Here is a 13,680-nt window from a genome sequence, read left to right on the forward strand (position 1 = left end):
GTCTTCGGCGGCGCGCTGATCCCGGCCTGCGCGAACAGCTTCTTGTTGTAGTAGACCAGCGGTGTCGGCTGCGAGTTGTAGGGAAGCTGGTAGATCTTCCCGCCCAGCGGGTTGGACCGCGGGTACTCATACGCGGCCAGTTCCTGCTCGGTCCAGGCGTGCAGGTTGCCGCTCTCGGCGAACCCCGCCGGCGCGATCGCCTGCATCACATCCGGCAACTGCCCCGACGCCAACAGCTGCTTGGCGTAGGCGTTCCGCTCCCCGGCCGACGGCGCGACGATCTTCTTCACCACCAGGTCCGGATGCTTGTCGGTGACCCGCTTGATCGCCTCGTCCCAGTACTGCGGAGTCAGGTTCGGCGTCTCGAACACCAGGAACGAGATCTCCTTCTTCCCGCCCGACGCCGACGCGCCGCCAGGACTACCGGCGGTCGGGCCGGAACCGGCAGGCGCGCACGCGGCCAGCGCGCTGACGGCCAGCACGCCCAGGCACAGGGCCTTCTTGCTCATGGGGGGCTCCCTTGGCGAGTTATTAAACCCAAGGTTGTTTAATAATGTGCATATGGTCTAGCATCGTGGCCGCTGTGTTGGCAAGGGGGAGCTCATGGTCAAGTTGTCGGGTGGAGATCCGGCGCTGCTACGCCGCCTCAACGTGGTCGCGGTGCTGCGGGTGTTGCATGCCGCCGACGAGCTGACCTTCACCGAGCTGGTGCGCGGCAGCCAGCTCTCCCGGCCCACCGTCGAGGAGATCGTCTCCGACCTGGAACAACAGGGCCTGGCCGAGGAAGTGCGGCCCGCCCCGGACGGGCCCCGCCCGGTCGGTCGCCCGGCCAAGCGCTACCGCTTCCGGCCCGAGGCGGGGCATCTCGCGGGCGTGGACATCGGCCCGCACAAGGTGCTCTGCCTGGTCACCGACCTGCGCGGCGACATCGTCAGCAGTGCCAGGGCCGAGGTGGACCCGGAGATGAGCGCCGCCGACCGGCTGGCCGCGGCCCGGGAGGTGATCGAGCGGGCCACGCGTGGCCACCGGCTGCGCGCGCTCGGGGTGGGCACGACCGGGGTGATCTCGGAGGGCAAGGTCGTGGTGAGCGACCGGCTGCCCGACTGGCAGGGCCTCGACCTGGCCGGTGAGCTGGGGTCCGGCCGGCCGTACCCCGTGCTGGTCGCGAACGACACCAAGCTGGCCACGCTCGCCGAGCACTGGCGCGGGGCGGCGCGGTCCGTGAGCGAGGTGATCTACCTGATGGTCGGCCGCAGCATCTCGGTCGGTGTGCTGATCGGCGGCCGGCTTCATCTCGGCTACAACGGCGGCGCGGGGGAGATCGGGGTCCTGCGCGAGGTCGGCTGGTACACCGCGCTCGACCGGGTTCGCTCCTACGGGCCCGAGCGGCTGTTCGCCGCCGTCCGCGCCGGTGATCCGGAGGCGGCCACGATCGTGACCGCGTTCGTCAAGGACCTGGCGACCGGCGTCGCCGCCACCGTCCTGACCGTCGATCCCCAGCTCGTCGTCATCGGCGGCGGCCTGTCGCGGGCGGGGCAGCAGCTCGCCGAGCGGCTGCGGGCCGAGCTGGCCCGGCTCCTCCTCTTCCCGGTCCAGGTCGAGACCTCCATCCTGGGCGAGGAGTGCGTCGCCCTGGGCGCGGTACGGCTCGCGCTGGACCAGGTGGAGGCCGAACTGTTCATCGTCGAGGAGGCGAGGCGGTGACCGGCGCTCAGAGCGCCTTCGTGTAGTTGACATGCGGGTAGGGAGTGAACCCGAACGACTCGTAGAGGGCGCGCGCCGGGGCGTGGAAGTCGTCCCCGCCGGTGCCGACCGAGACCACGTCCACCACTCCGGTGGCCTTGATCTCGCGCAGCGCGTGCTCGACCAGGGCTCGTCCGATTCCGTGCCGCCGACGTGCGGGGGCGACGGCCACGATGTCGATCTCACCGTGCCGCTCGGCCTCCTGCACGACCCACCCGGCGAACCCGGCCACCTCGTCCCCGGCCCAGGCGACGGCGGCGTACCTCCCCTGGGCGGGGTCGTGGACGCCGGCCAGGTGGCGGCGGTAGTCCTCTTGCCAGTCGCCGTGCCGGTTGGCGAAGACGATCTCGCCGGCCAGCGGCCGGAACGAGTCCAGATAGAACGGCCCGAAGACCGCGCAGGCCAGATCCACCAGGGCGGGAAGGTCGGCGGGCTCGACCGGTCGAATGTCCATGATGCAGGATACGGGAGCTCACAGGGGGAGCAGGAACAGGCTGATCGGGGTGCTGAGCAGGGTCAGGGCGGTCGTCAGCAGCGTGGTCCTGAACAGCGGGCCCGCCCCGCCGGGCAGCCGGCCGAGGCGGCGGATCCTGGCGTCCAGCGCCGCGCCGGCGCCGAGCGTGCCCGCCGGGGCCAGCACGTCGTCCCGGTCGCGGAAGCGGCGCAGCGCGCCGGCCAGCAGCCGCCGGTCGTGCTCGCGGGCGGCGCGGTCGTCGGCGCGCATCTCGACGAGCAGCGCCACGGCCTCCAGCACCGTACGCGCGCCGCGGCTCCACGGCAGCGCCCGGCACAGCGCCGTGAACGGCAGCAGGACCAGGTCGTGCCGCTCGCGCGAGTGGGCGCGCTCGTGGGCGAGCACGGCGGCCAGTTCGGAGGGGGCCAGCAGGCCGAGGGCGCCGGTGCTGACGACGATGGAGGACTGGAGGCCGGGGACGCAGTACGCGGCGATCGCCGGATGGTCGATCACGGACACGCCGCCGCCCAGCCCCGGCTGGGCCCTGGCGACCAGGAGCAGCAGGGCGCGGTGGCGGCGCCGTACCGCCATCACGGAATGGGCGCTCAGCGCCAGCGCGGCCAGCAGCCACAGCAGCAGCGCCACGCCCGCGGCGGCGGTCACGCTCTGCGCGGCGGTGAGCCGGTGCTCGCCGGTGGCGAGCGCGGCGAGGGCCGTCACCGTGCCGCGGTGGTAGGGGGCCAGGCCCACGGCGAGCGGCAGGCCGATCGCGGCCGTCACGCCGGACAGCGCGATGGCCTGCCAGACCAGCAGCGCCGTGGCGGGCGCCCTGGCCGGCCAGGCCGCGCGGAGCATCGCGCGGGCGGCCGCCGCGGCCAGCGCCAGGACGACCAGGTGGTGGGCGGCGTAGGTCACGTCGGCTCCTCGCCGCCCGGCAGCGACTCGCGCAGCGCCTCGGCCTCGGCGTCGGTGACCGAGCGGGCGAAGTGGCTGAGGGCGGCCAGGCGGTCGCCGGTCTCGCCGAGCGCGGAGAGCATGAGCTCGGCGATGTACGCCTCGCGCCCGGCCGCCGCCTGATAGACCCAGGTACGCCCGTCGTCGTCACGTTCGCGGCGGATGAAGTCCTTGCGCACGAGGCGGTTCATGACGGTCATGACCGTGGTGTACGCGAGCTTGCGCCCGGTGATGGCGTTGACCACGTCGCGCACGGTGAGCGGGCGGCCGCTGTCCCACAGCACGTCCATGATGGCCCGCTCAAGGTCGCCGAGGCTGTTCACGTGGGCACCCTATCGGCGTCCCCGGCCGCCAGCACCGACGCCGCCGTCAGCCCCGCCAGCGCCGCCCCCGCCAGGTACGGCACCGCCGTCCCCACGTCGAACAGCACCCCCGCCCCGGCCGGGCCGACGGCACGGGCCGCCGCCTGGGCCGCCTGCCCGATGCCCATCCGCGCGCCCTGCCGCTCGGCGGGCCCGCAGGCGGCGAGCAGGCTGGTCGCGGCCGGCGTCATCACCCCGTGCCCGGCGGCGAGCACGCACACGGCCACCACGCACCACACCTCGGGCACGAACGGGATCGCCACCATGGCGGTCAGCATCACCGCGGCGCCGAGGGCCGCGACCTTGGCCTCGCCCCAGCGCGCGGCCAAGGCCGTGACCGGCCCCATCTGCACGAGCGACATCGCCAGCCCCGCCGCGGCCAGGACGAGGCCGAGCTGGGTGGCGTCCCAGCCGAACGTCGCCCTGCCGAGGAAGGCCAGCGTGGTCTCCATCCCCACGAAGGCGGCCATGGCCAGGAACTGCGCCCCGGCCAGCAGCCGGACCCGCCGGTCGGACTCGCGTCCCGGCTGCGCGGGCGGCGCCGTCCTGGTGGGCTCGGGCAGCAGGAAGGCGGCGAAGGCGAGGTTGACCACGGCGACACCGGCGGCCGCGTACGCGCTGCCCGACAGGCCCCACGAGCCCAGCGCCGCCCCGATCGCCGGTCCCACGATGAACGCCATGCCGGTCGCGGCGCCGAGCCCTGCCATCGCCGCGGTCCTGCGCTCCGGGGGCACGGCGTCGCCGACGTACGCCTGGGCGACCGCGATGGCCCCGCCGAACAGCCCGGCCAGCACCCGGGCGGCCAGCAGCCACCACAGTGTGTCGGCCAGGCCGGTCAGCGCCAGCGATACCGCCGATCCGGCCAGGGTGACCAGCAGGACGGGACGCCTGCCGTACCGGTCGGAGAGCCGGCCGAGCACGGGGGCGGCCACGAACTGCGCCAGCGAGTACGCCGTCATCAGCGCCCCGAACCACAGACCGGTCGCGCCCAGGCCGGCGGCGAAGAAGGGGAGGGACGGAAGGATCATCGTGAAGCCCAGCAGGTCCACGAAGACCGTCAGGCAGACGACTAACAGGGCGGATCTGCGCACCACGCACTCCCGAAGGCCGGAGGTCTACTACGGTGTGTAACGCTACACCGTGTAGTAGGCGCTCTCGGGGTCAGGCCAGGTGGCAGGCGACCTGCCGGCCGTTCACCTCCCGCAGGTCCGGCGCGCTCACGCGGCAGAGCTCCTGTGCCACGGGGCAGCGCGGATGGAAGGAGCATCCGGGCGGCGGGTCCGCCGGGCTGGGCGGGTCGCCCTTGAGCACGATCCGCTGCCGGGTGGCCTCGGTGTCGGGGTCGGGAACCGGTATCGCCGACAGCAGCGCCCGGGTGTAGGGGTGCGCGGGGTCGTCGTAGAGCCGCTCGCTCGGGCCGATCTCCACGATCCGGCCCAGGTACATGACCGCGACCCGGGAGCTGACGTGCCGCACCACGGCCAGGTCGTGCGCGATGAACAGGTACGCCAGGCCCAGCTCCGCCTGCAGGTCGGCCAGCAGGTTGACGATCTGGGCCTGGACCGAGACGTCCAGGGCCGAGACCGGCTCGTCGCAGACGACCAGCTTCGGCCGCGAGGCCAGCGCCCTGGCGATGCCGATGCGCTGGGCCTGGCCGCCGGAGAACTGGTGCGGGAAGCGGCCGGCGTGCTCGGGCGAGAGCCCGACCTTGGTGAGCAGTTCGGCGGTGCCCGCGTGGTCGAGCAGGCGGCGCGGGCCGGAGACGATCTGGTGGACCGTCTGCCGGGGGTTCAGCGAGGCGAACGGATCCTGGAAGATCATCTGCAGGTCCTTGCGCGAGGACAGCAGTTCGCGCCGGCCGGCGTGGGTGATGTCGCGCCCGTCCAGGCGGACGGTTCCGGCCGACGGCTCCACGAGGCGGACGATCGCCCGCCCGGTGGTGGACTTCCCGCAGCCGGACTCGCCCACCAGCCCCAGCGTCTCGCCCGCCGCGATCTCGAAGCCGACCCCGTCCACGGCCCTGACCTCGATACGGCGTCCGGTCTTGAAGCTCACCCGCAGGTCGTGGACGGACAGCAGCGTCATGGCCGCGCTCCTTCGAGATGGCAGGCGATCATGCGGCGGGTGCCGGTCAGCGCGGGCGGCTCCTGCGCGCAGACCGCCAGGGCCGACGGGCAGCGAGGATGGAAGCGGCAGCCGGGCGGGAAGGCCCGCGGCGAGGGCGGGGCGCCGGGGATGGCCCTCAGCCGCCCGCCGTCGTCCTTGCCGACGCCGGGGATCGAGTCGAGCAGCCCCCGGGTGTAGGGGTGGCGTGGATCCTTGAACAGCGGCCTGGCGTCGGCTCTTTCGACGGCGCGCCCGCCGTACATGACGAGGATCTCGTCGGCGACGCGGGCGACCACGCCGAGGTCGTGCGTGATCATGATGACGGCGAGCCTGCGGTCCTCCTGGATCCGCCTGATCAGTTCGAGGATCTGCGCCTGGACGGTCACGTCGAGCGCGGTCGTCGGCTCGTCGGCGATGAGCAGGTCGGGCTCGCAGGCCAGCGCCATCGCGATCATCACGCGCTGGCGCATGCCGCCGGAGAAGCGGTGCGGGTGCTCGCCGGCCCGCCGCCGCGGGTCGGGGATGCCGACCTCGGCGAGCATCTCCACCGCGCGTTCCCGAGCGACCTTCCTGCTGGTACGGCGGTGCAGCCGGTGGGCCTCGGCGATCTGTTCCCCCACCGTGTAGAAGGGATGCAGCGAGGTCAGCGGATCCTGGAAGATCATCGCCATCCGGGAGCCGCGCAACCGGCGCAGCCGCTCGGCGGGCGCCCCCACGAGCTCGTCCCCGTCGAACAGGATCGAGCCGGTCACGGTGGCCGCGCGGTGCAGGCCCATGACGGCCAGCGACGAGACGGACTTGCCCGAGCCGGACTCGCCGACGACGCCCAGCGTGCGGCCGCGGTCCACCGAGAGCGAGAGGCCGTCGACCACCGTGGTGGCGCCGAAGCTCACGGTCAGATCGGTGACGTCGAGGATCACGAATACCTCACCCTCGGGTCGATGACGCCGTAGAGCAGGTCCACGGCCAGGTTGGCGAAGGTGACGAAGAACGCCGCCAGGAGCGTCACCCCGAGCACCACCGGCTGGTCGGATCTGGCGATCGCGTCGAAGGTCAGCTTGCCCAGGCCGGGCAGCCCGAACATCGTCTCGGTGATCATCGCGCCGGCCAGCAGGCCGCCGAGGTCGATGCCGAAGACGGTGAGGATCGGCGTCATGGTGGCACGCAGGCCGTGTTTGACCACCACCGTCCGCTCGGGCAGGCCCTTGGCGCGGGCGGTCCTGATGTACGCCTCGGCCATCGTCTCGATCATCGAGGCGCGGGTGAGGCGGACGTACATGGCCGCGTAGAGGGCGGCCAGCGCGATCCACGGCAGGATCAGGCTGGTCAGCCAGGCGGCCGGGTCCTCCAGGAGCGGCTGGTAGTCGGGGAAGGGCAGCAGTTCGCCCTGGAGGACCACGACGTAGAGCAGGAGCGCGGCGACCAGGTAGACCGGCACCGAGGTGGTGGTCAGCGCCGACAGCACGATCCCGCGGTCCAGCAGTGAGCCCTTGCGCAGGGCCGCCACGACGCCCAGCGCGACGCCCACCACCAGCCACAGTACGGCGGCGCCCGCGGCCAGCGAGGCGCTGACCGCCAGCCGGTCCAGGAGCAGGTCCCTGACGGGGGTGGCGAACTGCCAGGAGTATCCGAAACAGGGCGCCGCGCACTCCAGCCCGGTGGTGCCCAGCGTGCGCCCGGTGAAGATGCCGGCCACGTAGGTCAGGAACTGGACGGCCACCGGCCGGTCCAGGCCCATCGCGTGCCGGACGTCCTGGAGCCGCTCGGCCGTGCAGCTCTTGCCGCAGGCGTCCAGCGCGGGGTCGTCGGGCAGCAGGTAGAAGACCGTGAAGGTGATGGCGCAGATGGCCAGCAGGATGAGGGCCACGGCGCCCAGTCGGCGCAGCGCGTACGCGATCACGTGGCCGCCTCCTTCGGGTCGAAGGCGTCCCGCAGCCCGTCGCCGAGCAGGGTGAAGGCGAGCACGGTCAGGCCCAGGAACAGGCAGGGCACGGCCAGGTACAGGGGATCGGTCATGAACCAGCCGCGGGCGTTGTTGATCATCTGGCCCCACGACGGGGTGGGCTGCCTGACGCCGACGCCCAGGAAGCTCAGCGCCGCCTCCGCCCCGATGTAGGCGGGAATGGCCTGCGTGGCGTAGACGAGGATCGGCGCGGTCAGGCCGGGCAGCACCTCCTTGCGCAGGATGTGGCCGGTCATCGCGCCGCCGACCAGGGCGGCCTCGACGTACTCGCTGTGCCTGAGCGTGAGCACCTGGCCGCGCACGATGCGGGCCATCACGGTCCAGCCGAAGATCGACATGACGGTCACCAGCAGCACGATCCGGTTGATGTCGCGCACCACGGACAGGATCGCGATCATGAAGATCAGGCTCGGGAAGGACATCAGCAGGTCGGCCAGCCTGCTGATCACCGTGTCGGCCCAGCCGCCCAAAAACCCGGCCAGCAGACCCAGGACGACGCCGGTGAACACCGTGATCACCGTGGCGAGCAGGGCGATGAGCAGTGAGATCTGCCCGCCGTACAGGATCCTGCTCAGCACGTCGCGGCCGGTCACCGGCTCGACGCCGAGCAGGTGCTCGGGACCGATGCCGCCCCACGGGCCCCTCGGCAGGCCGCCGAGGTCGGGGTCGACGGCGGCCTTGTCGAGGGTCTCCGGCGCCCAGCCCGTCCACGCGGTGATCACCGGAGCCAGGGCGGCCAGCGCCACCAGCGTGGCGGCGATGGCGAGGCCGGCCATCGCCGGCCGGTCCGCGCGCAGCCGCGCCAGGGCGATGCGTCCGGGAGAGCGGGGGCGGGCCGTGGTGGCCGCGCTCACTTCTTGACGCCGATGACGGCGTAGTCGAGCTGGGCGGCCCAGACCGGGTGGTTGACCGCGCCGACGACGTTCTTGCCGACCAGGTAGCCGCGCTTCTCCAGGTAGAGGGGCGCCTGGGGCAGGTGGCGCATGATCTCGGAGTCGAGCTCCTGCCACGCCTTGTTCGAGGCGTTCTTCTCGATGATGGCGTAGATGTCGTCGATCTTCCGGTCGATCGCGGCGTCCTTGAAGTAGGCCACGTTGCCGCTGTTGCCGGTCTTCTTGATGCCGCGGCTGTCGAAGAGCGGCGGCAGGAAGCTGGAGCCGTTGGGGTAGTCGGGGCACCAGCCGTAGACGCCCATCTCGTCGGCCTTGGACTGGTCGCCGAGCAGGTCGTAGTAGACCGAGCCGTCGACCGCGTTGATCTCGACCTCGATGCCGATCTTCTTCAGGCTCTCCTGGATCGCCACCTCGACGTTGTTCGAGGATCCGGTCGTCGCGGTCAGCCTCATCTTCAGCGGTACGGTGACCCCGGCCTCGGCCAGCAACGCCTTCGCCTTGGTCACGTCGCCGACCGGCGGGATGCCGTACACGTCCTGCCGGGCGCCGCCGGTCATGGCGGGCGGCAGGTAGGCGGTGGCGATGTCGGCCATGTTCGGCCCGCCCATCGCCGTCTGCACCGACTCCTTGTCGATGGCGTGGTGGATCGCCTGGCGCACCTTCGGGTCGTCCAGGGGCTTCTTGTTCATGTTGAACACCAGCGTGCTGGTGCAGCCGGTGACGCCGGTGAACAGGCGTTGCTTCGCCCGCGGGTCGGGCAGGATCTTCGACAGGCTCTGCGGCCCCGCCGGGCCCCAGGCCACGGCGGCGGCGTCCGCGCCGGAGGCGGCGATCAGGCGGTCGGTGACGGTGTCCTTGTCCTGGCCCTGCTTGACGTGGACGCGGTCGGGCAGCGCGAGCCGTACCGGGTCGGTCTTCCGGTCCCAGTGCTCGTTGCGGACCAGGACGAGCTCCTTGCCCCGGTCGTATTTCTCGATCTTGTACGGGCCGGAGGAGAAGGGGCGGTTGTCGTACTCGACCTTGGTGTCCTTGGCCTTGGGCACGGGGGAGAAGGTGGTCAGCGTGACCGTGTACGGGAACTCGCCGGCCGGGCGCTTCAGCTTGAAGACGATCGTCCTGTCGTCGGGCGTCTCGATCGAGTCGAGGCTCTTTCCGTCGTAGGGGCCCTTGTACGCGGTGCCGCCGACGAGCAGCTTCTGCGCGTAGTCGGGCCCGCTGCTGATGTCGGGGGACATCGAGCGCTCGACGTTGTACTTGATGTCGGCGGCCCTGATCGGCGTGCCGTCCTCGTACTTGAGGCCGTCCTTGAGGGTGTACGTCCAGGTCTGGCCGCCGTCGGCGGAGGTGCCCAGGTCGGTGGCGAGGTCGGGGACGATCTCCGAGCTGCCTGCCTTGTAGGTGGTCAGCGTGCGGTAGAGCAGGCGGGTGCCGAACATCATGTCCGGCATGGTCCAGTTGCGGGCCGGGTCCAGGTGACCGAAGTCGCTGATCGCGAGGACGGTGAGCGTGCCGCCCTTGGCGCCGCCGTCGTCGGCGGTCTCACCGCTGCTCGCCTGCCGGACGCCGCCGCAGGCGGTGACGCCGGCGCATAAGAGGGCGGCGAGGAGCTTCTTCGGCATCGTGGTCATGATCGCTCCGTTGCTGATCTTGGTGCCTTGTGGTGTGCGCCGGACCCGGGATGGCTGCTGTATAACATTGCACATACCACATGGCACTACAAGGCCCAGCGATCACCCGTGTGAAGGGCAGCCGCTGGGCGCCGATCCGGTGTGGCAGGCTTACTGGAACGGCGGAGTGGCCGGTGGTGCGGGCCGTACAGGACCGCCCCGGCCGGCTGACGCTTCAGGGCGTGATCAGGGCCAGTAGCTGTCGGTGACGTGTTCGCCGCTGAGGAGTTCGCCGAAGAAGTCCTCCCACATCGGCATCACCACCTCGACCGCGTACCCGCCGGCGGTGCGGGCCGCCGCCGCGCCCATGCGCAGCCGTTCGGCGCGGTCGGACATGAGGCGGCCGAGAGCGGCCGCGAAGGCGTCCACGTCGCCCGGCGGGATGATGAGGCCGTCGCGGCCGTCGGTCAGGACGTCGGCGGGGCCGGTCGGGCAGTCGAAGGCGACGACCGGCAGCGCGTGGCTCATCGCCTCGATCATGACCATGGGCAGGCCCTCGAAGCGCGAGCTCAGGGCGTAGACGGAGGCGCCGGCGAGCTTGGCGTCCAGGGCGCGGGTGCGGCCCATCAGGCGGGCCCGGTCCTGGAGGCCGTGGTCGCGGATGAGGGTGGTGAGCTGGGGGTGCTTGGGGCCGGTGCCGTAGATGCGGAGCTTCCACTCGGGGTGCCCCGCCGACGCCTGGGCGAAGGCCGGGATCAGCAGGTCGAAGCCCTTCTGGTGGACCAGGCGGCCGGCCGCGATCACCACGGGGTTGTCCTGGGTGGCGGCCGTGGTGTCGGTGGTGTAGACGGCGTTGGGGATGCGGACGACGGGGGTGCCGGGCAGGGCGTTGTGGTATTCGTCCCGGCTCGCGGAGGTCAGTACGGCGATGGCGTCGAGCTTGCCGTAGTGGCGCAGGATCTGCGCGCGCACCGGCTCCCGGTACGCCGACAGCGGCATGTGCTCCTGCGCGACCCGGATCACCCGGCGCGAACCGCGGCGGGCCGCGATCAGGCTCAGCGCGGGCCGGGTGGTGACCAGGACGCCGTCGCGCACGCCGGCCACGTAGTCCATGACGGAGCGTTCCACCCGCTCGGTGAAGTAGTCGGCGGCGAACTCGCCCAGCGGCACGATCTTGCCGCGCACCCGCCGCCACGCCCTGCGCGCCGTCGAGTCGGCGGCGACCCCGGCCCGCTGGTCGACCAGCGTGGACACGCGCAGGCGCGGCTCGAAGGGGAAGTGGGGCTCCTCGCGGCGGCGCACCACGCTGACGACCTCCACCTCGTGCCCGAGGCGGGCCATGGCCCCGGCCTGGCCGAGCACGGTGCGGACGGTGCCGCCCATGCCGTAGGCGTGCAGGAGCAGATAGCGGACTTTCATGGCGTGTATCCCCATGCCTCGCAGATCGGCTTGAGGATCTCCGGGGTGCCGGCCGGGGTCTCGCGCGCGGGCTGGACGACTCCCGAGGCGATCTTGTCCTTCCAGTCGCCGAGGCCCTTGCGGATCACCTCGGGCCGGCCGTACGCGAGCATGCCCGGCTCCCACGGCAGGCCGAGGTAGTCGCAGACGGCGCGGGTGGCGCGCTCGGGGTCGGCGGTGAGGTCCTCGTAACGGACGGTCGGTCCCGGCAGCGCCTTCCTGGCGCGCTGGACCGCGGTCATGTAGCGCAGCGCGTCGGCCGCCGCCTCCTCGCGGGTACGCCGGTCGGGCGCGGCCTCGTACCAGGAGGCGGCGATCGCGCCCGGGTGGCGCGTCAGGAACACGAACCGCGCGTCCGGCCAGCAGGTGGCGAGCCGCCGGTAGGCGAAGGCATTGGCGGGCGTCTTGTCCACCAGGTACGGCTTGCCGCTGCGCACCAGTTCCCTGTGCAGGACCCGGTCCCAGAGCAGGTGTTCGAGATCGGCCCGGTTGTGCCCGAGTTCGGTCATGGCGTGCTCGGCGAGCTTCGTACCGAATCCGACGGTCAGGCGGCGGATGTGCAGCTCGTGCGGGGCGTGCAACTGGGAGTGCGCGTTGAGCATCGAGCGCAGCAGCGTCGAGCCGGAGCGCACCGGGCAGATCACGAACACGGGCGCGACGAGCAGCCGGTCGGTGCTGGGTTGGGCGGGCGGCCGGACGGTCCCAAGCTCGGCGGGGCCGGTTTCTTCCTTTTCCGGGCGCTTGAGTTGGTATCCCGTGTACCTGGCCAGCGCCTTGTTGAATCTGCGCTGCCATGTCATGCCGCCGGAGGCTACTCCGCGAATCTGAAGCTGAGCTGGCAGCTTCATCCTTTGCCCTTTTTAGGTTGTTTGCCGGGTTCCTTCTGTTAAGAATCTTTCGAGAAACCAGGGCAAGGGAGCAGGACAGTGATCGCCTGGATTGTGCTGATCTATGCAACGCTCACGGTCGTCGGAGTACTGGCGACCCTGCGGCTGACGCGCCCGCGTCACGAGAACCCCGCCACGCCGGCCAAGCCGGCCCGCCTGCCTGCCCGCACCTCCTAGCGGAGCCGCCGCCGGCAGGTGGCGGATCTCGGGTGGGGGTGCTGGTGGGGGGTGGGGGCGGGTGGCGCAATCCAGCCGTTATCCCTATTAACCTACCGGATTGCTAGGTTAGGCCGTGTGGAGACACGGCGGCGGGCGGATCGGGCCCGGCAGGCAGCCGATCTGCTGCGCGGGCAGATCGTGGGCGGGCAGTTCGGGCGGGGCAGGCTGCCCAGGGAGGCGGTGCTGGCGCGCGAGTACCGCATCTCGCGCAACACCGTCCGCGCCGCCCTGGACCTGCTGCGGGAGGAAGGGCTGGTCGAGCGGTGTCCCGGCGTCGGGACCACCGTGGCGGCCGAGAAGTACCCGCACGGGCTGCACCGGCTGCTCGGTCTCGCCGAGACCCTCCACGAACACGGCCAGGTGGTCAACCTCGTACGGACCATGACCCTCATCGAGGCTCCGGCGGCGGTCGCGGCGCGGCTGCGGGTCCCGGCGGGGGAACAGGTCGTCTATCTCGAACGGCTGCGCAGACTCAACGGCGTGCCCCTCTCCCTCGACCTCACCTACCTGGTGCGCGAGGCGGGGGAGCCGCTGTTCGACGCGGACCTGGCGCACAACGACATCTTCGTCCTGCTCGAAGCCGTCACCGGCCAGCCGCTCGGCACGGCCGAGCTCAGCCTGGAGGCGGTCAACGCCGACGCCCACACCGCCGCCGCCCTCGAAGCGCCACGCGGAGCCGCGCTGCTCATGGTGGAGCGGCTCACCCACCTGTCCGACGGCCGCCCGGTCGACCTGGAGTTCATCCGCTTCAGGGGCGACCGGCTGACCATGCGCGGCCACCTCAACCGGGAGTAGCCATGGCCCTGATCACCCAGCGGGCCGAGGTGCCCGTCACCATCGACGAGTCCCTCTGCATCGACGGCTGCACGCTCTGCGTCGACGCCTGCCCGCTCGACTCGCTCGCGATCAGCGACGTGACCGGCAAGGCGTACATGCACGTCGACGAATGCTGGTACTGCGGGCCGTGCGCGGCCCGCTGCCCCGTCGACGCCGTCACCATCGACATCCCCTACCTGCTGCGCTGAAAGGACGAG

At 71.7% G+C, this 13,680-nt stretch carries 16 protein-coding genes; 4 read left to right on the forward strand and 12 right to left on the reverse strand.

The annotated features are described in order from the left end of the window. Positions 1-509, reverse strand: a 509-nt coding sequence (locus ACIBEJ_RS00005) for an ABC transporter substrate-binding protein (protein ID WP_397180306.1), incomplete at its 3' end; no start/stop codon positions are given. Between the two features lie 94 nt (positions 510-603). On the opposite strand from ACIBEJ_RS00005, the gene ACIBEJ_RS00010 reads away from it, so the two are divergent. Then, positions 604-1,704 (forward strand): ROK family transcriptional regulator, encoded by a 1,101-nt coding sequence (locus ACIBEJ_RS00010; RefSeq protein ID WP_397180307.1) that lies wholly within the window; start codon positions 604-606, stop codon positions 1,702-1,704. Positions 1,705-1,711: 7 nt separating this feature from the next. On the opposite strand, the gene ACIBEJ_RS00015 is transcribed toward ACIBEJ_RS00010, so the two are convergent. From ACIBEJ_RS00015 to ACIBEJ_RS00065, 11 genes are all read right to left on the reverse strand, one after another. Next, positions 1,712-2,197 carry a GNAT family N-acetyltransferase gene (locus tag ACIBEJ_RS00015; protein WP_397180308.1) on the reverse strand — a complete coding sequence of 162 codons (486 nt, stop codon included), beginning with the start codon at positions 2,195-2,197 and terminating at the stop codon, positions 1,712-1,714. An 18-nt stretch (positions 2,198-2,215) separates the two neighbouring features. Continuing rightward, entirely contained in the window at positions 2,216-3,112 is an 897-nt protein-coding gene (locus ACIBEJ_RS00020) for a M56 family metallopeptidase (RefSeq protein ID WP_397180309.1), read from the reverse strand. Beyond that, a complete protein-coding gene (locus ACIBEJ_RS00025) occupies positions 3,109-3,474 on the reverse strand; it encodes a BlaI/MecI/CopY family transcriptional regulator (RefSeq protein WP_397180310.1) in 366 nt (121 codons plus the stop codon). The genes ACIBEJ_RS00020 and ACIBEJ_RS00025 overlap by 4 nt, the downstream gene beginning before the upstream one ends. Next, positions 3,471-4,604 (reverse strand): MFS transporter, encoded by a 1,134-nt coding sequence (locus ACIBEJ_RS00030; protein WP_397180311.1) that lies wholly within the window; start codon positions 4,602-4,604, stop codon positions 3,471-3,473. Before ACIBEJ_RS00030 ends, ACIBEJ_RS00025 begins: the two co-directional genes overlap by 4 nt. 70 nt (positions 4,605-4,674) lie before the next feature. Next, entirely contained in the window at positions 4,675-5,598 is a 924-nt protein-coding gene (locus ACIBEJ_RS00035) for an ABC transporter ATP-binding protein (protein ID WP_397180312.1), read from the reverse strand. Further along, positions 5,595-6,539 carry an ABC transporter ATP-binding protein gene (locus ACIBEJ_RS00040; protein ID WP_397180313.1) on the reverse strand — a complete coding sequence of 315 codons (945 nt, stop codon included), beginning with the start codon at positions 6,537-6,539 and terminating at the stop codon, positions 5,595-5,597. Before ACIBEJ_RS00040 ends, ACIBEJ_RS00035 begins: the two co-directional genes overlap by 4 nt. Beyond that, complete coding sequence (locus ACIBEJ_RS00045) at positions 6,536-7,519, reverse strand: ABC transporter permease (RefSeq protein ID WP_397180314.1); 984 nt, start codon at positions 7,517-7,519, stop codon at positions 6,536-6,538. Before ACIBEJ_RS00045 ends, ACIBEJ_RS00040 begins: the two co-directional genes overlap by 4 nt. After that, positions 7,516-8,436, reverse strand: coding sequence for an ABC transporter permease (locus ACIBEJ_RS00050; RefSeq protein WP_397180315.1), 921 nt, complete (start codon positions 8,434-8,436; stop codon positions 7,516-7,518). Before ACIBEJ_RS00050 ends, ACIBEJ_RS00045 begins: the two co-directional genes overlap by 4 nt. Then, positions 8,433-10,103, reverse strand: coding sequence for an ABC transporter substrate-binding protein (locus tag ACIBEJ_RS00055; RefSeq protein ID WP_397180316.1), 1,671 nt, complete (start codon positions 10,101-10,103; stop codon positions 8,433-8,435). The genes ACIBEJ_RS00050 and ACIBEJ_RS00055 overlap by 4 nt, the downstream gene beginning before the upstream one ends. A 225-nt stretch (positions 10,104-10,328) precedes the next feature. Further along, a complete protein-coding gene (locus ACIBEJ_RS00060; protein ID WP_397180317.1) occupies positions 10,329-11,501 on the reverse strand; it encodes a glycosyltransferase in 1,173 nt (390 codons plus the stop codon). Next, positions 11,498-12,340: a sulfotransferase family protein gene (locus ACIBEJ_RS00065; RefSeq protein ID WP_397180318.1), complete on the reverse strand. Its 843-nt coding sequence runs from the start codon at positions 12,338-12,340 to the stop codon at positions 11,498-11,500. Before ACIBEJ_RS00065 ends, ACIBEJ_RS00060 begins: the two co-directional genes overlap by 4 nt. Before the next feature lie 126 nt (positions 12,341-12,466). On the opposite strand from ACIBEJ_RS00065, the gene ACIBEJ_RS00070 reads away from it, so the two are divergent. From ACIBEJ_RS00070 to ACIBEJ_RS00080, 3 genes are all read left to right on the forward strand, one after another. Then, the gene (locus ACIBEJ_RS00070) at positions 12,467-12,604 is read left to right on the forward strand and encodes a hypothetical protein (protein WP_397180319.1); all 138 of its coding nucleotides are present in this window, start codon (positions 12,467-12,469) and stop codon (positions 12,602-12,604) included. A 117-nt stretch (positions 12,605-12,721) separates the two neighbouring features. Then, complete coding sequence (locus ACIBEJ_RS00075; RefSeq protein WP_397180320.1) at positions 12,722-13,441, forward strand: GntR family transcriptional regulator; 720 nt, start codon at positions 12,722-12,724, stop codon at positions 13,439-13,441. 2 nt (positions 13,442-13,443) lie between these two features. Beyond that, a complete protein-coding gene (locus ACIBEJ_RS00080; protein WP_397180321.1) occupies positions 13,444-13,671 on the forward strand; it encodes a ferredoxin family protein in 228 nt (75 codons plus the stop codon). Positions 13,672-13,680 lie beyond the last annotated feature (9 nt).

The sequence above is a fragment of the Nonomuraea sp. NPDC050790 genome (assembly GCF_044456745.1).
Classification (GTDB): Bacteria; Actinomycetota; Actinomycetes; order Streptosporangiales; family Streptosporangiaceae; genus Nonomuraea.

What these genes read in the sequence shown, in the direction of transcription:
- ACIBEJ_RS00010 (WP_397180307.1), top strand. Translation starts at nt 604, where the DNA reads ATGGTCAAGTTGTCGGGTGGAGATCCGGCGCTGCTACGCCGCCTCAAC.
- ACIBEJ_RS00035 (WP_397180312.1), bottom strand. Translation starts at nt 5,598, where the DNA reads ATGACGCTGCTGTCCGTCCACGACCTGCGGGTGAGCTTCAAGACCGGA.
- ACIBEJ_RS00015 (WP_397180308.1), bottom strand. Translation starts at nt 2,197, where the DNA reads ATGGACATTCGACCGGTCGAGCCCGCCGACCTTCCCGCCCTGGTGGAT.
- ACIBEJ_RS00060 (WP_397180317.1), bottom strand. Translation starts at nt 11,501, where the DNA reads ATGAAAGTCCGCTATCTGCTCCTGCACGCCTACGGCATGGGCGGCACC.
- ACIBEJ_RS00065 (WP_397180318.1), bottom strand. Translation starts at nt 12,340, where the DNA reads ATGACATGGCAGCGCAGATTCAACAAGGCGCTGGCCAGGTACACGGGA.
- ACIBEJ_RS00080 (WP_397180321.1), top strand. Translation starts at nt 13,444, where the DNA reads ATGGCCCTGATCACCCAGCGGGCCGAGGTGCCCGTCACCATCGACGAG.
- ACIBEJ_RS00055 (WP_397180316.1), bottom strand. Translation starts at nt 10,103, where the DNA reads ATGACCACGATGCCGAAGAAGCTCCTCGCCGCCCTCTTATGCGCCGGC.